8 protein-coding genes are annotated in these 20,199 nt (G+C 40.3%); 3 read left to right on the top strand and 5 right to left on the bottom strand.

What is annotated here, in order from left to right:
- Window positions 1-140: 140 nt before the first annotated feature.
- From bglX to AC07UV_RS02410, 5 genes are all read right to left on the bottom strand, one after another.
- Window positions 141-2,417: a beta-glucosidase BglX gene (bglX, locus tag AC07UV_RS02430; protein WP_495182606.1), complete on the bottom strand. Its 2,277-nt coding sequence runs from the start codon at window positions 2,415-2,417 to the stop codon at window positions 141-143.
- A 169-nt stretch (window positions 2,418-2,586) separates the two neighbouring features.
- Window positions 2,587-3,972, bottom strand: coding sequence for a glucoamylase family protein (locus tag AC07UV_RS02425; protein ID WP_495182605.1), 1,386 nt, complete (start codon window positions 3,970-3,972; stop codon window positions 2,587-2,589).
- A 76-nt stretch (window positions 3,973-4,048) separates the two neighbouring features.
- Window positions 4,049-5,479: a RagB/SusD family nutrient uptake outer membrane protein gene (locus tag AC07UV_RS02420; RefSeq protein ID WP_495182604.1), complete on the bottom strand. Its 1,431-nt coding sequence runs from the start codon at window positions 5,477-5,479 to the stop codon at window positions 4,049-4,051.
- A 19-nt stretch (window positions 5,480-5,498) separates the two neighbouring features.
- Window positions 5,499-8,606: a SusC/RagA family TonB-linked outer membrane protein gene (locus AC07UV_RS02415; protein ID WP_495182603.1), complete on the bottom strand. Its 3,108-nt coding sequence runs from the start codon at window positions 8,604-8,606 to the stop codon at window positions 5,499-5,501.
- A 265-nt stretch (window positions 8,607-8,871) separates the two neighbouring features.
- Window positions 8,872-11,757, bottom strand: coding sequence for a helix-turn-helix and ligand-binding sensor domain-containing protein (locus AC07UV_RS02410; protein ID WP_495182602.1), 2,886 nt, complete (start codon window positions 11,755-11,757; stop codon window positions 8,872-8,874).
- Window positions 11,758-12,078: 321 nt separating this feature from the next.
- Here AC07UV_RS02410 and AC07UV_RS02405 point away from each other — a divergent pair, with 321 nt between their 5' ends.
- The 3 genes from AC07UV_RS02405 to AC07UV_RS02395 all read left to right on the top strand — a co-directional run bounded on the left by AC07UV_RS02405 (window position 12,079) and on the right by AC07UV_RS02395 (window position 20,193).
- The gene (locus tag AC07UV_RS02405; RefSeq protein WP_495182601.1) at window positions 12,079-15,180 is read left to right on the top strand and encodes a SusC/RagA family TonB-linked outer membrane protein; all 3,102 of its coding nucleotides are present in this window, start codon (window positions 12,079-12,081) and stop codon (window positions 15,178-15,180) included.
- A gap of 120 nt (window positions 15,181-15,300) precedes the next feature.
- A complete protein-coding gene (locus AC07UV_RS02400) occupies window positions 15,301-16,815 on the top strand; it encodes a RagB/SusD family nutrient uptake outer membrane protein (protein ID WP_495182600.1) in 1,515 nt (504 codons plus the stop codon).
- 288 nt (window positions 16,816-17,103) lie between these two features.
- Entirely contained in the window at window positions 17,104-20,193 is a 3,090-nt protein-coding gene (locus tag AC07UV_RS02395; protein ID WP_495182599.1) for a SusC/RagA family TonB-linked outer membrane protein, read from the top strand.
- Window positions 20,194-20,199: the final 6 nt, after the last annotated feature.

Below are 20,199 nucleotides of genomic sequence, written 5' to 3'. Positions count from 1 at the left end.
CCTGCTAACCCCTTGTAAATACCCTATTAATACCGAAGTTGGTATTAATCAATAGTTAATTTGTACCCCAACCACTAAGCAGACAAGTAAAAGCTGTCTAAAAAGTAATGTAAGTCCCTGATAAGCGGGGTAAATCGACTTTAAAGCAGCTTAAAATCCTCCTCCTTTACATCACGGCTATTGGGGCCGATGTAAACTTTGAAATCTCCCGGTTCGGCTACATAGTTCAGATTGTTATCAAAGAATTTGAGGTCTTTAACTCGAATCTCAAATTTAACAGTCTTCGTTTCACCTTTCTTTAAAAATATTTTTTGAAATCCTTTTAGTTCTTTTACAGGACGGGTGACCGAACCTACCAAATCCTGGATATATAATTGAACAGTTTCTTCGGCGTCATAATGCCCTGTATTGCTAATAGTAATACTCGCTTGAATATTACTGCTGTTGTCCAATGTGTTTTTATCAAGATGAACCTCTCCATAGGTAAAGCTCGTATAACTCAATCCATAACCAAAAGGGTAGAGTGGTGAATTGCTTACGTCTAGATAATTCGATTTGAATTTTTCAAAATCACCTGAATTTCCATAAGGTCTGCCCGTATTTTTGTGTGCATAATAGATGGGGATCTGTCCAACATTACGAGGGAAAGTCGCTGTAATCTTTCCAGAAGGAACAACATCTCCAAACAATACGTCTGCAACAGCCTTTCCGGTTTCTGACCCACCAAACCAAACATTTAATATGGCTGGCACATGGGTGTCTTCCCAGGTGAGTGTCAGCGGTCTACCTGTAAATAATACAAGTACAACTGGTTTTCCTGTTGCCAATAGTGCTTTTAGTAAATTCTGCTGATTTTTTGGAATATCCAGTTCGGAACGACTGGAACTCTCACCTGACATTTCCGACGATTCTCCAAGTGCAGCAACAATGACATCCGACTGTTGCGCGACTTTCACTGCTTCCGCAATAGTTTCCTCTTCTTTTCGGGGATCTCTGGCTATAGTACGGCCAAACATTGTCGCATGTTTCTGGTAGTTTGAATCTTCAAGTAGATTACTGCCCAGATGTGTGAGGATATTTACTTTATTGCCTAATACCACTTTCATTCCTTCCACTAATGATTCTGTTTTCTCCAATTCTGCACTCACACTCCAGGTTCCCTGCATATTGGCACCTGAGTTGGCTAAAGGGCCAATCACAGCAACTGTTCCGGATTTCCTTAAAGGGAGTGCTTGTTTTTCATTTTTAAGAAGGACAAATGATTTAGCGGCAATTTCTCTTGCTTTGGTATGATTGGCTGCAGAACCGATTGTCGTTTTGGCACGCTGCTCATCGCAATAACGATAGGGATCTTCAAATAATCCCAGTTTATACTTCGCTTCTAGTACAAACCGACAAGCTCTATCAATATCAGTTATTTTAACTTTACCTTCATCAAGTGATCTTTTCAACGTGGTAAGAAAACCTTCGCCGACCATGTCCATATCAATTCCGGCATTTAGGCTCAAAGCAGAAACTTGTTGTAGATCTCCAAGTCCATGTGCTGTGAGTTCGTTGACCGCTGTGTAGTCTGTTACAACCAAACCTTTAAAGCCCCATTGCTCACGTAAGACATCTGTCATTAACCATTTGTTTGCCGAAGCGGGTACACCATTGATATCGTTAAAAGAGGTCATGATACTTCCTGCACCGGCATCTAACGCTGCTTTGTAGGGGGGTAAATACTCATTGTACATCCGATGGAGACTCATGTCTGTACTGTTGTAGTCTCGCCCGCCTTCTGCGGCGCCATATAATGCAAAGTGCTTGACACAAGCCATCATGGTGTTATGTGCTGCTAAATTATCCCCCTGAAAGCCATGGACAATGGCCTCAGCAACTTTTGAACTTAGGTAAGTATCTTCACCCGACCCCTCAGAAATACGCCCCCATCTCGGATCTCTGGAAATATCCACCATTGGCGAAAATGCCCAGTTAATACCATCGGCAGTAGCTTCTTCGGCAGCAATACGGGCAGACTGTTCAATTAAGTTCATATCCCAGGTAGCGGCAAGTCCCAAGGGAATAGGGAATACAGTACGATAACCATGAATAACATCCATCCCAAAGATAATAGGAATCTTAAGTCTAGACTGCTTGATTGCAATTTCTTGAGTTTTGCGAATTTTGGATGGTGTACTCATACTGAAAATGCCGCCGATCTGGCCATTTCGGATTTTGGCTTCCACATCCGTAGAAACGGTAGTTCCTGTTGTCGCCTCCCCACCGGTGACTAGGTTAAGTTGTCCAATTTTTTCTTCGACGGTCATCTTAGCCATAAGCTGATCAATGAAACGGTCCATTTTCTGATTGGATTGGGCTGGGCTTGTATGCCAAGCTAAAAATGCAAGAAGGAAAGTACCTACTACTTTTTTCATCGTATTATTTTTTTGTGTGCGTGTGGATTTTGTATTCCTCGCAACATTGTAAGTTTATGTAAAATGTTCAATATGCTTCTTGAACCTCTTTGATAGGATGTAATGTTGTTTTCGTGGATGGAACCATTTTCAACGTGTGACGGATTGAAAATGATTCCGGAATTTACCACTACTTTAAATAAGGACTTGTAAAACCAAGTTTTTTCAATCCTTGCTGAATCTCTGGTGCTTGCATGAACAAGTTCCAGATTTTTCCTGTTCTATAGTTCTCGATCATGACAATGATCGGTCCTTGATCGATCGCTAGATAGCGTTGCGGAAACCAATTGGCGGTTTCACTATAGGCATCATAATAGCCATATTTACCCCAAACTTTGGCTCCCAGTTGCCTATTCAGATATTGTGCAAATTGAATACTTTCATGTGGCGAGTAGGGCATAGAAGACAGTGCTGCCGTAGGCGAGATTACGCCGGGGTCATTGTCCGGATGATGCGCATCGTACCCCTTGATGGAATAACTAGCTGTCCAGCCCCAACCTTTGTCTACACCATAACCTTTATAGCCTTTTGGGTTTTGCCCGGCATATGCCAAGTTTATTTTGACATGATTGCGTGTCGCTTCCCAATAATCAGCATACTGATCTTTTAGTCCTTTCGGACTTAGACCCAAGTAAGAATAGTGTTCCCAGAATAAAGGACCCACTTCGCCTTCTTTGGCATTGTGTTTAAGTACTAATGGGATATCGTATTTTTTAGCATTGCTTTTAATCCCTCCAGATCTAGCCCATCCCTCATGGTATACACTTGGAGCGATAGGATGAGAGGGAGAGGAGGCTGCTAAAACATAAGTGATTAGACATTCATCGTAACCCTTGATGGGATGATTCTGCTGAAAATTAAATTTTGGGCTCCAATGCCAATACAGCACGTTTTGTCCATTTGTATAATGATTCCAGTCTATTTCTTTCCAAAGTTTATCGGCTTTTTGTGCGACTACTTTGGCGGCATCGCTTTTATCTTTCAGATACTCACGAACGGTGATGAGACCCTGTGCTAAGAAAGCTGTTTCAACAATATCTCCGCCATTGTCTTTTTCGCTGAAAGGTTTGGCTGTGCCTAATTCGCCGTCATACCAATGTGCCCATGCACCACGAAATCGCTCTATTTTGGCAAGATAATCCATAATGTGGTTGAGCTTTTGCGTACCTTGGTCCACCGTGATAAATCCGCGTTCCATGGCGACGATCATTCCCATCAGACCAAAACCACTTCCGCCGATGGTCACCACATTACGATCATTCTCGGGGTAGACTCCATCCATATGAATACGTTCGCGGGCTAGGCCTGATGTAGGTTCGGCACCTTCCCAAAAATATTGAAAGGTCTGTTGCTGAATATTCGTCAATAGGGAGTCTTCATTTACTTTATTTTGACCTATAGAATCTTTTGTGGACGGATCTGCGGATCCGTTGGTAGAGGCGTTTTGGCATGAACTGCTGAGAAGAAGGGCCAAAGCAATACCAGTAAGGCTCGGATATGCTATTCGTTTTCTCATGGATAAAATATTTTTTAAGAATCTTGAAAAATGTCCAAACGACCATAGGCCATTTGGACGGTTTATAGTTTGTGTGTTACCAATCTGGATTTTGCGGCATTTCCGGAGTCTGAATACGTTGGTTTTCTGGAATTGGAAAGAGCAACATTTTATCCTGAAACGTTTTTCCATTTGCAGCCATAGCTGTTTTTGCTTGTTTAGTACGAACAAGATCAAACCAGCGGTCGTGCTCAAAGGCCAGTTCAAGACGTCTTTCTTTCCAAATCAATTGACGGAGCTGTGCTTGGTCTGTGGTGGTTATGTTTGGTAATTTAACACGTGTGCGAATAGTATTTAACGCGTTTAACGCCTCACTGCTATTACCTACTTCATTGGAAGCCTCAGCAAGGATAAGGTAAATTTCACCCAAGCGAAGATAACGAACGTTTTTATCCCCATCAGCTGCACCACCATTGGCAGAAGAGTAAGCTTTTTCATTATACATTGGATTTTCAACACCATTGTCAATCAACCGTCCATCGTAAAGCGTTTCACCTCTGAAAATAATGGTCGCATCGCGACGGATATTGTCTTTTTCAGCATTGAAAGCATCCAACAAATTCTGGCTTGGTATGTTGAAGCCCCAGCCTAGATTGACAGCGCCACCACGTGGAGCCTGTACTTGGCTATATTGTTGTATACCATGGGCAATGGACGTACCTCGTGCTTGCCATTCAAATAGCGATTCCGGACCATTTTCCCCTGCTAAGCGCCAGATTGTCGCATAATTCGATTCAAGACTATAACCTCCGGAATTGATAACGGTTTTAGCCATATCAGCTGCTTGCTGCCATTTACTTTGATATAAATATACTTTTGATAACAGGCCTTGAGCAGCGCCTTTAGTCGCCCTTCCTAGGTCCTTAGCTGCATAAGCGGTTTTAATGGGAAGGTGATCAATAGCAAACTGGAGGTCAGCTTCGATATAAGCATAAACCTCAGATGCTGGTTCCCTTTTAATTAAATCACGTTCTTGAATAGGAATATCCCCCCAACCGCGTACAAGGTAGAAGTAGTTTAATGCACGTAGAAAACGAGCTTCGCCGATCAGCCTATTTTTATAAGCCTCATCCGTTAATCCAAATTTTTCAGTATAATCTATTGCTTGAGAGGCTCGCCCAATTGATTTATACCAGCGTATCCACATCGATTGGAACGACCCTGCCGTTGACGTGTACGTTAGGTTATCCAACAATAATTTATCACCTCCCGCATCGGTGGCGGAACTACCTTTATCTGCATTATCCGAAATCATTTCTGTTATTCCCAAAAAGGAAAAAGCATAGTCCCACTCGGTGAACATCCCATATATACCATTGACGAATTGCTCTGGAGTATTGACCGTTTCACTATCTCCTGCTTCCACGCGTTCTTTTGACGGAACATCCAGAAAACTATTGTCTTTACAGGATTGCAAGGCGAATCCGGTACTTAAAAGAATTGCTATATAGAGTTTATTAATTTTCATGGTGTTGTAATTTTAAAGATTAAAATTGCATATTAAGTCCAAAAAGGAAGTTACGCGTGGTTGGGTAGGCTCCAAGTTCAACTCCTGACGTTAGATTCGGGCTTCCATCGCCAGCCAATTCAGGAGAGAAACCACTGTAATTCGTGAACATAAACGGATTTTGAGCTGTTACATATAAACGTAATTTGGATTTTGAACTATATAGGTTATTAAAAGTATAACCTAACGTGATATTGTTGATTCGGAAATAGCTTCCAGACTCTAAGTAATAATTGGAAGGTAAATATGATCTATCTGCTCCTGGATGCACATTTGTAGGGTTATCTGGGGTCCAGCGGTTTTCAAAAGTTTCTAAATCAACATTTTGACCCGCGTTCATCCGTGCACTTCTTAATCCATTGTATATTTTGTTGCCCGAAACCCCATATCCCGAAAGATTAAAGTCTATCATTTTGTAATTAATCCCCAAATTGATACCGTAAGTAGACGATGGTAAAAATGAACCAAAGAATACACGATCGCGTGTGTCAATGATACCATCGTCATTTTGATCTTTGAATTTCAAATATCCAGGTCTAGCTGGCCCATTTGATGGGTAATTTTTGACATCTTCGGCATTCTGAAATACTCCATTTGTTTCGAACATCCACCATCCATAAATGGGTTGTCCAACACGTAATTGTTTTGTTAATTCTCCATTGCCTAGGCTTCCCCCTTGATCTCCATCGTATGCAGCTTTGACTTCCTTAACGGTGTTTTTGTTATACGAGTAATTTACACCGACAGTATAACTAAAATCCGGAGAAATAGACTTGTTCCAGTTTAGAGCGAGTTCGATTCCTTGATTTAGGATTTTGGCTCCATGATCATAAAATTTTTCCTCATAAGCAGAAGTATAAGTCGGAGTGACCAGTAAGATGGCATTCGTATTCATTTTATGATAGTAGTCAATCGAACCAGAAAGTTGATTGTTTAAGAATGCAAAATCTAATCCAGCCCCAGTTTCTTCCGTAACCTCCCAACTTAAATTTTTCGCCGGAGTTCCATAGGCACTTCCGAATACCATTGTTTGTTCAGGTCCAAATACATAATTGTAACTCGAACTTTCTGGACTTTGTAGAATTGTCGATACGTTTAACGGAATGTCTTGATTACCAAGTTTTCCCCAGTTTCCACGAATTTTCAATAAGTTAATCCAGCTAATATCTTTCATGAAACTTTCATTGGTGGCTGTCCATCCTAATCCAACAGACGGGAAGGTGCCCCAGTATTTTCCCGTATTGCGAAATACACTAGAACCGTCACGTCGTAATGTTGCTGTTAAATAGTATTTACTATCATAGTTATATTGAACACGTCCAAAGTAAGAAGCCAGTGCTCGTGGAGTATAGTAGGTCTGCAATGCAATCCGATTATAGTCTGCGCCTGAGGTGTTATTAGCAAGGTTAATATTCCAGTATTGCTCTTTTTCCGGAACATCATATCCTGTCATACTCGTCATGCTATTGATATCATACTTCTCACGCGACATCCCTAAAACAGCTTCAATATGATGCTTATCAAAGCTTTTGTTAAATGTTAAGAAGTTTTCCCAAGACCAACGGAATTGTTCTAGATCAGCATAGTTCAAACTATTATTTGCAAATTGGATGTCATTTGGAGAGGCCGCTTTATTTGCTGCAAAGTCTGCATCTGTTCTCTGCGGGTTAGCGTTGAGCCAACGATCTTTAATATTAGTGAAAATACGTTGTTTGGAATAGAACTTATTGCCACCAATACGTGAATTGACTTTTAAATAGTCGGTAATTTTAAATTCGCCTTCAAAACTACCTTGTAGACGAAGTGTATTTATTTTTTCATTTTGGCGGAGAACCTCATATAAGGGGTTTCCTTCATCGTTTAATTTGGCAATAATATCGTCGGGGCCGCCAGTTATTCCCCCGAGACCAGTGCTTTGATTATAATATCCTGTCGCATAACGGCCATTATCATAACGAACAGGCATTATTGGAGCTTGTCGATACGCTGTGTTAAATGCGCTATATGGCTTTGGCGTGGAGTTTGTTAAGGTCAGATTTAGATTTTGACTGAATTTCAGACGATTATTTAAGAATTTGTATACATTATTATTACGGATAGTGTTTCTAACATATTTTGAACCATCTATAATACCATTTTCGGTAAAATTGTTAGCAGATACAAAATAGTCAATTTTCTCAGTTCCCCCAGAAATATTGAGGGAGTTATTAAACACAGAACCTGTTTTTAACAATTCATCATACCAATCTGTATCATATGTTTGTTGTGTTTTTAGGCTATATTTTTCCCCTGTAGAAGACCAATATTCATTTGCATATTGTGCAAATTGTGATGCATTGGCCATTTTTACTTTATTCAGAATAGTTTTTAGTCCAGCATAACTTTCATAATTGATATTAACAGTGCCTGCCTTACCTTTTTTTGTTGTAACGATAATGACGCCATTCGCAGCTCTTAAACCATAGATAGAAGCCGAAGAAGCATCTTTCAACACATCCATAGATTCGATATCCGAAGGGTTGATGTTGTTGATGTCTGTTTGTGCAATACCATCAACGATATATAATGGATTTCTCCCACCCAAAGCTGTTCCCAAACCTCTAATAATGACATTTGGAGATGAACCCGGAGCTTCATTGGCTATAATATTTAATCCCGCCGCTTTACCCTGAATGGATTGCATTGCTGACATCGCTGGTTGTTTGGCAATATCTGAAGATTTCAATGAGCTAATTGATCCCGTGAGGTCGGCCTTTTTCTGTGTACCATAACCGATTACGACAACCTCTTCCAACGCTTTATTTTCGTTCTCCAGAAAAACATTAAGTTGCGTTTGGTTTCCGATGTATACCGTTTGTGTACGGTAGCCTAGAAAATTGAAAACTAAGGAGTCGGTAGGAGAGGCGTTGATCTGAAATTTACCCGTTGCGTCGGTTTTGGTAGATGCTGCTTTCCCCTTGATACTAATGGTGACCCCTGGCATGGATATCATGCTGGAACCATCTTTGACCACTCCTTGTATAGAAGTTTGTCCATAGGCAACCGAGACGACCATGGATGTCAAAAATAATGCGGATAGATTCCTCATATCGTAAAATTTTGGTGTTTGTTTAAAAATTCAATTGGTTATTCCCTCAGCAAATATGTTGATGTAGTACAAGTTTGCCAAAATTTAACGTTTGCACATCACTACTACACTGTATTTATACTTTCTCAATGTAATTTTAGTTTAGTTTTAATATTTTGATATTGAGTTGTTTATAGTTTGTTTTTATACAAAAAAAAGAACGCTTTAGTGTTGTTTTTACACTAAAGCGCTTGTGTGGTAATGATGTAGTCTTTGTAGCGAAATTTTAACGTTCCAACAGAAATTCGGACAGGTTTTTGTCAGTTGGTATACCCAATTTTTTGCGCAATCGGTAGCGTCTGATCTCGACACCTCGTGTACTGATGTTGAGCAGAGAAGCAATCTCTTTACTGGACATATTGAGCCGTAAATAAGCACATAGTTTTAGATCATTGGGAACGAGATCTGGAAATTCTTGCTTTAATTTTTTAAAGAAATTTTCATGTGATTCATTGAAGCTTTTCTCAAAAATATGCCAGTCACGATCGTCATTATGCGCGTCTTCGATTAACTTATTTATTTTTTTCAATTCGTCAGAACTGAGTTTGTTTCCTTCCGCATCTTTGAGCTGTTTGAGTTCATCATGCAGATTATTCAACATTTCATTTTTATAAACGATATTGAGCGCAGCATTGGCCAGCTCTTTGTTCTTTAGGCTGAGCTGAGCTTCTAACTGTTGGTTCTTTAATTTAATCCATTCCTTCTCCTGTTGTTCGGCATCTCTTTCCAGGGCAACTTTCTTTTCTTCCAGCCATTTTCGCTTTGCTTGAAACTGTCTCTTTCTTTCTCGTTGAAGATTGAAGTTATAAATTAGATAGATCAATCCCGTAACCATCAAGATATAGCAGATTTTTGCCCACCATGATAGGTACCAAGGATATTTAATTGTAAAAGATATTGTCCGTATTTCAGAAGTCAGGCCCGTATTCGTTCTAGCTCTTATCTTGATTTCGAAATGCCCATACGGTAGGTTTGTGAAGTCTTGATAAGCTGTTTCACTCCAGTCGGACCATTTATCCGAATAACCCTCTAAGTAATACTGATATTGTAATGGTGAAGAGGAGTAATAGGGACTTGAGAAACTCACCCTGAGATTATTTTCGGATGAAGCCAACCTAAGATCTCCATTCGGTATAATCGTTTCTCCGGTTGTGAGATTGATTAATTGCGCAATCTGAGGCGGAGGCAATATGTATTTACGATCTTGATCTGAATTCCTATAGATCGCAAAACCATCATCTAATCCGATGAGATAGTAATGATTTTCGATCGGTAGAATGTTTTCATAATTACTCATCATGCGATCCTGCAAGGGGCTGAGCAGATTGGAATCTATTTTAAGCTTTCCTTTACTATCAAAGTCTACTTTAGCGATTTTTGTTTTCTGGATAAACCAATAACTGTTGGTAGTGATTGGGATGACCTTATTTGCATTTTTATAACTTCCTAAGGCATTATTTAATTCGCTTGCATAACTAAAGCGTTTGACAATATTATCAAACTGCATGAATCCACTATCAGTCGCAAAAACAAGATTGTTTTCTAATGTGTAAATGCCCGTAAATCTTCTTTTGGAAGCAAGACTATCTTGCTTCGAGGTAAATTGAATTTTTGCTTGTAGGAAACTTGGGTCAAGATCAATCAGCTGCACTTGTCCCCAATCTCCAATCCAGAAGGAATGATTGTCTTTTTGGGCGAGGAATCGAACTGGTTCCTTAATCGAGGGAAATTGTTGTGCAAATCGAAGCTGCATATCATCAAATACGAACTTTGATAATCCTGTATAATTCCCTTGAAGAATATTCTTTGTACCGAATATAGGTTTGAATATCCAACCGCCCGTAATTTTAGAGATCTTTTCCAGTTTCCCGCCAACCAGTTTAAAGGTTCCTTCATTGTGACCGCAGATTAGTTCAGCACCAAATATGGCCAATGTCCAAACCTGACCATTTGAATTGGGAACCTGAACAAAATCTAAGGAGTTGTAATTGTTTAATCCCTTCCATTCGCTAACGAATAGGCCCTTATTTGTCCCTAAGTAAATTTTTCCCTGATAGATAATTGAGGTATATACCGTGCCGATTTTACCTATAAAATCGGTATAAAAAGATAAAGAAGAGTTGATTTCAATGCGGTCAATCCCATTGTCTAACCCTACCCAGATATTCTGTTGTTTATCTTTTGCAATGCTGAGTACAGTATTGTTCTGTAGTCCATTATTTTTATTGATATGTTGGACTACTTCTCCATTTTTATTGATAATAATTACACCATTTTGAATGGTTCCAAACGCATACTGCCCTCCAAATAAATAGATACCGTTATTGATTTGGGATTGACTTAGTATTGGATTAGCGGGAATTGACCATGTTCGGATGTTTCCGCTGGAATCCATAAGATAGAGCCCGTGATGGGCGGTTGCGATAAGTGAATTATTTCTATCAAATGGTAATATTGCTAGAACATTTTTGTCTTTAAGGATATCTTTGCCTGGTACAGGTACTAATTTATTCGCTTTGAATTCATGTAGGCCACTTGGGAGCTGTTCAAAAAACAGTTGATTGTTAAGTTGATGCGGAAATAAAAAAGGCTCACCTTTAGCCGTGAGCGGCCTAATTGTATTATTCTCCCATATATAGGCCTTGGAGAAAGTATGAAAAAATACACGATGATCCTCAACGATAATTTTCCATATTTCTTCGTTTGGAAAATAAGTCTTGTCTTTGACCAGCTTGGAAAGGCTATGATAACTCATCTCTCCAAAAGCCTTTGAGGTCCAATATCCGAATTCTCCTCGTCCACCCGTGTATACTTTTCCCGTTTTATCAACAGCTACACTGCGGACAGTCGAGTGGTTTGGGAGCGGGTACATGCGCCAGTATTGTCCATCAAACCGCAATAATCCTTCTGTATTGGCACTGTAGATTCGTCCTTCATGATCAATTGCTAAAGACCAATTCTGGTTTCCCGCTTTGTATTGGCTTTTTTTGTATTGCTTTACAAAAGGCGTGCCTGTAGGTATGATTGTCTGGCAATAGCCAGTATTCATATTAAGCATAAAAAAAGCGCAAAACCAAAAGATATAGGCAACGCTATATTTTTTTGATATCATCGAATCCCTCACTTTAAATTGATTTGAAAAGCAATATATAGATTTTATCGCAAAAGGGAGAATGCCTACTGCAGATGAATGTCATTATAGACATTCAAGCTTGTTTTTTTGACTAAATAGTCGAAATCGTTTTCGCATTTTTAATAGCCCAATTCATTGAAGGCTACTCGTTTTTTAATTACCTTGGAAACAAATAACCAAACAAAACACGACGATGACTTGATCAAATCTTTAAAAATTAGATTTGGATTCAAACGAATTGCTCAAGGAGTGAATCCATTAATTTAAAACGTAAACCCAAAAACACTAAACAGTAAAATTATGAAATCAAAGCTTTTCAGAAGAGGGCCCTGTGCGCTTATTCCCTATGCTTCCATGGCAATATTTTTGTCACCTGGATTATCATTGGGGATAACTAAAGGCGAAGACAGAGGTATCTATCATCAAATTAATCAGGAAGAAACAGAAATCAGAGGTAAGGTTTTAAACAAAGAAAATTCTGCATTGCAGGGTGTTTCCATAAGTGTAAAAGGAGTCGCTGGTCGGAGTACCCAAACGAATGATAAAGGAGAATTTATACTTAAGGCACCCTCCCGTGCAACATTAATTTTTTCGTCCATAGGTTACGCTGGGCAGGAAATTAAACTTACTACAAATCAAAAGACCATAGAAATTGTCCTTCAATCGAACGAGTCATTGATGGATGAGGTCGTCGTCGTGGGGTATGGAACACAGCGAAAAAGTGATTTAACAGGTTCCGTGTCTTCCATTAACGCGAATCAAATTAGTGCGTTCCCCTTGGCAGGTACTGCGCAAGCCTTACAGGGAAGAGCTCCAGGGGTTTCAGTTACCAGTACGAATGGAGAACCCGGTAAAGCTCCTCGTGTACGGATTAGAGGTGGTAGTTCCATCAATGCAAGTAGTGATCCATTGTATGTGGTTGACGGCTTCCCCGGCAGTTCGGCTCCAGCTCCTGAAGATGTTGAATCGATAGAAGTATTAAAAGACGCTTCTGCAACAGCTATTTATGGTTCCAGAGGGGCCAATGGCGTGATCATGATAACAACGAAAAAAGGACGCTCGGGCAAACCTGTTATTGAATTAAATAATTCCTTTGCCTCACAGAAAGTAGGAAAGCGCCTTTCGCTATTAAATGCTTCGGAATTTGCCGCCTATATTAACGATACCTATACGAATGCTGGGAACAATAATCTACCATTTAAAGATCCGGGATCCCTGGGTGAAGGAACCGATTGGCAGGACCTTATTTTTAGAAATGGAAACCAGTTGAATAATCAAGTTTCCGTTTCCGGTGGCAGTGACAATATAAGGTATTATACCTCCGTCAGTCATTTTGGACAAAAGGGAACTGTGATCAATTCCGATTTTAGAAGACTCTCTGGGACTTCAAATTTAGAAATGAAGGTTTCTGATCGCATCAAAATCGGAACAAGACTGCTGTTTAATCGCAATAAATTAAACGGTGTAAGGACACAGGAAGGAAGTAGCGGAACGACAGGTGCAGGGGTGATCTCCGCAGCCTTGCGTTTTGAACCTACACAGGGAGTTTACAATGAGGAAGGAAAATACACCTTGAAGCAGTTCGGTGACCCACACGATAATCCGGTGGCTGCTGCGATGGAAAGGAAAAACGAGGTGATTACAGATCTGTTTCAGGGGAATGGATTTGTGGAGTTGGGGATCCTCAAAAATCTGATCTTTCGTAGCACCTTTGGTGTACAGGTCAGTAATCAACGTACAGGTAATTATGTCTCAAAAGAACTTGTCGAAGGAAGAAATTTCGGTGGAGTTGGATCGATCGCGGCACATAAAAATACCAATTTGATCAATGAAAACTTCCTGACATATACACAAACCTTTCACGAAAACCATAATCTGAATGCTATGGCTGGTTATTCCTATCAGAGTTCTAGAAATGAAACCTGGCAGGCCAATAATCGAAATTTCATTTCAGACAGCTTTAGCTATTGGAATCTAGGTGCTGGTTCCAATTATCAAAATGCATCTTCGAATCTTGAAGATTGGGTAATGTCTTCCTTTTATGGTAGGTTGAATTATAATTATAAGAATCGCTATTTCGTTACCGCGACAGGAAGGTACGATGGCTCTTCCAAATTTGGAGATAATAATAAATGGGCTTTCTTTCCTTCGGGAGCACTCGCCTGGAATGTGAGCCAGGAGCCGTTTATGAAATCGATCGATTGGCTGAGCAATTTAAAATTGCGAACAAGTTATGGTGAAACCGGAAACTCGGAAATTGGTTCCTACCAATCTTTGGCTAGATTCTCACCTACCTTGACAACAATGGGCGGAAGTCCAGTTAACGCAGTGCGTCCCACGAATGTTGCCAACCCGAATCTGACTTGGGAAACGACCAAACAGACAGACGCCGGATTGGATATCGGCATTCTAAAGAGCCGAATCAACCTATCAGTAGACTATTATTACAAAAAAACGATCAATCTCTTGTATCAGGTGCCACTGCCGCTCTATTCGGGTTTTACTACGGCACTTCAGAATGTAGGAAGTGTACAAAACAAAGGTTGGGAATTTGGTTTGCAGACAACCAATCTCAATGGCGCCTTTGGATGGAAAACAGATTTTAACATCAGTTTCAATCGCAACAAGATTTTGCAGCTTCCTGGAGGCGAGATTCGATATAATACAATCCCTGGTCACATGCTTTCAACGGATTCGCAGCTGCTCCGTGAAGGAGAGGTACTCGGCGCATTTTTTGGATGGGTGACAGATGGAATTTATCAGCAGGGCGATGATTTTAGCGCACAACCAAATAAGAAACCTGGAGATATTCGCTATAAGGATTTATTTGGGCGTGATAAAAATAATCAATTGATCGCCGGTGCAAATGGTGTTGTCAATGCTGACGACCGTACGATTATAGGCAATCCAAATCCTGATTTCACCTTCGGTTTTAACAATGATTTTAAGTATAAGAATTTTGATCTGAATATTTTTATGCAAGGAAGTTACGGCAATGATATGTTGAACATCACACGAATGGAACTGGACTGGATGGCCGGAAAAGGAAATGCTACAAAGGATGCACTACGACGCTGGACACCCGAAAATACCAATACTGACGTACCAAGGGCAAGCTCAACCAACAATCCCGAAGTTTTCTCGCGCTGGGTGGAAGATGGCTCTTACCTCCGATTAAAGAATCTTGCTCTTGGCTATAACTTTTCAGAAAAGTCACTCGAAAAAATTCATCTAAAATATTTAAGAATATATGTCAGTGCACAAAATATATGGACATGGACCAATTATACGGGTTTTGATCCTGAGGTAAGCTATCAGGACTCTAACCGAAATGTCGGATTAGATTACATGGGCTACCCCAATATTAAATCGTATACACTTGGCCTAAATCTGAGATTTTAATAGCACGGATAACATTTTAAGGTATTAATGATGAGTGAATTAAAGATAAAATAATATATAATTAGAGTGTATCATTTCAGTTAACAAATCGAAATACACACTTGTTAATAATTCATACGAATGAAAAAGATAACCATATATCGTATTATACTTACAACGCTGTGTTTTACCAGCTTGTTTTCCTGTACCAAACTGAACGAGGAACCGGTAAGTATTTTGGATCCTAAGCAATATTTTAAGACAGAAGCGGATGCAGAAGCTTCAGTGATGGGAATTTATGGGCTGCTGGCCAATGCAGATTTTTATGGACGGCGATTGACCATGGTACTGCAACTATTGGGTGATGACATCGATATAGCGGATATTGGTACGCAGTCTAGTCGGATCCAGTTGAACAGTTTTACACATGATGCGAGCAATCAGGATCTGCTTGCGGTATGGAAAACCGCTTATTTGGGTATTGGCGCGGCAAATGCCGCCATAGATGGTATTCCGGCCGTCACAATGAATGAGGCTAAAAAATCCGCACTTATTGCCGAAGCGAGGCTACTTCGGGCTTTATATTACTATCACTTGGTTCAGCTATTTGGAGATATCCCCTATATGGGTGAATTCGTCAGTGATCCAAGCAAAGTAATTGCAATCAGCAAAACTCCGGCAGCAAAGGTTTATGACAATATTATCGCAGACTGCGAATACGCAATAGCGAATCTGCCGGATACCTATGCCAATAACAACAAAGCGAGACCATCCAAAGGAGCCGCTCAGACGTTGTTGGCTTCGGTCTATATGGTCTTAAAAAAATGGGATGATGCCGCCAGGATGGCTGAGACTGTGATCAATGATGCAAACAAATACCAGTATGCATTGGTTAAAGATTATAATAGCCTATGGGATGCTGATCTTGGTTTTCAGACTGAACATGTCTGGGTGGTTGATTTTCTGGGCGGAATTACCGGAGAAAATGCATCCAACCAGGATTATACGGCGCCGATGACCGGTGTACGGGATGCCGATATGTTGGGATGGAGCGTTATTGTACCATCAAATGGTGTGTATGGTAGCTTTTCTGATCAAGATTACAGAAAGAAAATCAGTTTTCTGACCGAAACACCGATAAAAGGAGTGATGACACCTTATCAGAAATGGAAATGGCCTCGTATACATACCGCAAAATGGTGTTTGCATCCGGGTACGAATGCTGGAGCGGATGGTTCGGATTCTGATATCAAACATGTTATCTTTCGCTATGCTGAAGTTCTTTTAATGGCAGCTGAGGCATTAAATGAAAGTAAAGGCGGACCAACAGAGAAGGCTTATAGCTATATAAATGCCGTTCGGGCTAGAGCAAGGTATACGCCACAGGGCGTACAGAATTATCCTGCCGACCTGGCAACGGGTATGTCGCAGACAGACTTTCGAAAAGCTGTGCAGGAAGAACGTCGTGTTGAATTAGCTTTTGAATGGAAAAGATGGTATGATATCAAACGTTGGGGACAAGTAGTGGATGCATTTACTAGGCAGGGAGCCTATGAAAGCCAGCCAAAAGTAAAAGATTTTCATGCACTGATGCCTATTCCTCAAGATGAAATCGCACGTAATACAAATTTACTGCCTCAAAATCCAGGGTATTAGAACAGCAATATCGGACTTCTTTGGAGCTAAATGAAAGAAAATATCAACTTGTAAATAGGTTGATATTTTCTTTTTAAGAATAGATAATACTTTTTTATACCATCGTCAAGAATGAAACAGCGATTGAAAATTTAATTTTCTTCAAAATCCATCTAATTCTGCTGGAAATCAAGAAAAAAGACATTTTTTCCACCTATTCGAACGAAAAATCTCCCTCTAGAGACCGACTATTTTTGATATTTGGTTTCATTTATTGAGTTCACAATAACCACATAAACCAAGAGAACTATGATAACACCGATAACCAAAACGGTAGGGAAGGGTTTGCTTTTTTTTTCGCTGATGAGTATGGCTGCACCAAATGTGTTTGCCCAGTCTCAGCTAAAAATATCCGGAAAAGTAACCTCACCTGCAGGCGAACCACTTGCAGGGGTGACAGTACAGATTAAAGGCGCAAAGAATGGAACCGTTACAGATGTATCCGGCAATTATCAGATTCTTGCCAAGGATATTGATGTATTGATTTTTTCACTAGTTGGTAGAGAAAAAACAGAAATAGCTGTTGATAAAAAAGATCATATCAATCTAGTACTACAAGAGTCAAGTAGCCTAATGGACGAAGTCGTCGTTGTAGGTTATGGAACACAGAAAAAGAGCAATTTGACTGGAGCAGTTGCTGCAGTAGACGGAAAAGTGCTGAATAAACGAATTGCGACTAATCCTACACAATTACTTCAAGGGCGTATGCCGGGACTTCGTGTGACACAGGGATCCGGAGAGGCGGGTAATGAAAATGTGAATTTACAAGTTAGGGGCTTAGGTTCTTATGGTGCTTCTTCCGCACCATTGGTCATTGTGGATGGGATTCCCGGTAGTCTGGAAAACCTGAATCCACAGGCGATTGAAAATATTACGGTATTAAAAGATGCGGCCTCAGCAGCAATCTATGGAGCAAGAGCCGCAAACGGGGTGATCCTTGTGACAACCAAACAGGGTAAATCCGGAAAAGCACAGCTGAGTTACGATTACAATGTCGGAATCACAAAGGCTTCAGCATTACCTGATTTGGTCTATAATTCGGTAGATTATATGACGCTATATAATCAAGCTGCTAAAAATTCTGGGATCACCAATGCGAATTCGCTGTTCAGCCAGGAAATGATTGATGCGTATAAAAATGCGACAGACAAAACGCTTTATCCCGACTTTAATTGGTTGGATGCCGTGTTTAAAACTGTACCGGTGCAAACACATAACTTAAGTTTAAGCGGTGGTGCCAATGGAACCAATTATAACGTTATCCTCGGTTACGTTGATCAGCCCGATATTATGATCGGGACTTCCTTTAAGAAATATAATCTCCAATTAAATCTGAACTCAAAAATCAATGATAGAATAAGTTTTGGTTCAAGCATTACGCTGAATTACGGTGATCGAAAATATCCCAGAAATGGCGCCGAAGATCAGTTCCTGTCAACAATAAGTCAATCTCCGTTATATGGTCCTGTACTTCCAGATGGTAGTGGGCGATATACCTCAAGAGCATATCCTTTTCAGTCACCCAATAAAAATCCTGTAGCCGTTGCTGAAAATGCATTCACAAGACTGAACAATTACTTTATGCAGGGTAATATTTTTGTCAATGTAAAACTGTTGGAGGGTTTAGAATGGAAAACCAGTGGTGGTCTGACCTATGGATTTACCAAAAACTATACCAACAAGCCTGTGATCAATCAATACATGTGGCAGGCAACACCAGATGCACTGCCAGCACGTCAATTGGATGTCGGAGGACAAGGATTGGAGGTGACTGATGATAATAACGTGTATCCTGTGGGATATACCCAACTGACTTACGACAAATCATTTGGAGACCATAATTTGAAAGTACTGGCCGGTACACAGGCAGAATATAACAAAACGCAAAAATTATTTGGCAGTCGACTGCAATTCCCTAATAAGGATCTGTTGGAATTGGATGGCGGCGGGGCAGGACAACAGTCCAATAGTGGTATCACGAATGAATGGTCTCTAAGATCCTATTATGGACGTTTGAATTACGACTACAAAGGTAAGTATCTGTTGGAAGGAAATGCCCGTTATGATGCTTCTTCACGTTTTCCCGAAAATCGAAAATGGGCCTTTTTTCCATCTGTATCAGCAGGATGGAAGATCTCAGATGAAGCTTTTTTTGGTGAACGACTTAAAGAGGCAGTCAATGAAGTCAAACTTAGGGCTTCCATCGGAACCCTCGGAAATCAGAATATCGGAAACTATCCTTATCAAACTGTTTACAGCTCAGCTTTTGCCTATCCCTTTGAAGAAACCTTACAGCAGGGAGCACGTCAGGTTGCCATGGCAAATGAACGCATCAAGTGGGAAAGTACCAAAGTATTGGATTTTGGAATTGATCTTGGATTCTGGAATAATAAGTTGACAGCCTCCTTTGACTGGTACAATAAAGTGACCTCTGATATTCTGTCATCATCAACAGCATTCCCTTCCTATATCGGTCTTACTGCACCGACGGTAAATTATGGAACGTTGCGTAATCGAGGGATAGAACTCGGGCTTCAGTACCGCGAAAAAATAGGTGAGGTTTCACTAACATTGAATGGAAATATTCAGGCGAATCGCAATAAAGTAATAAAATATGGGGCCGAACGTATTTCAGGAAATACAATTGTTCGAGAGGGGTTGCCCTATGGTAGTTTCTACTTGCTGGAAAGTGTAGGGATATTTCGCTCGAAGGAAGAGATCGCAAGTTCGCCAAAACAACAAGTCCCAGCGCAACCTGGCTATTTGAAATTTGCGGATGTCGATGGCGATAACAAGGTGGACAATAATGACCGCGTTGTAGTACCTGGGGCATTTCCAGATTTTGATTATTCATTTAATGCTACCGCAGTATGGAAAAACTTTGATTTTACGGCATTTTTCTTTGGATCTCAAGGCCAAAAAATATTTGTTAGCGAATGGGGAATTGTTCCTTTTAGACAAGGGGGGACTTTCACGCGAGAATGGATGGACGCTTGGACACCGGAAAATCCAAATGCATCGTTGCCGATTGTAGGATTAGACAATTCACCAGCAGCAAATAATGTACGGACGGCCTCTACATTTTTCTTGAAAGATGGATCTTTCTTACGATTGAAAAATATTCAAATAGGTTATAGTATCCCACAGAATACATTATCAAAGGCAGGTATTTCGGGACTACGCGTTTATTTTGCCGCAGATAATCTGGTTACTTTTTCGAAGTTCCCAGGTTTAGATCCAGAACGTGGTGTATCGTCTAGTGGTGGGGCGACTTCAGGACGTTATGTCACCCATCCTCAAAATAAAGTTTTTGCATTTGGTGCAAATATCACCTTCTAACTGATG

The sequence above is a fragment of the Sphingobacterium sp. GW821-FHT03E03 genome (assembly GCF_059420745.1).
The sequence above is the reverse complement of the archived record's forward strand: the minus strand, read 5'-3'. Positions and strand labels throughout refer to the sequence as shown.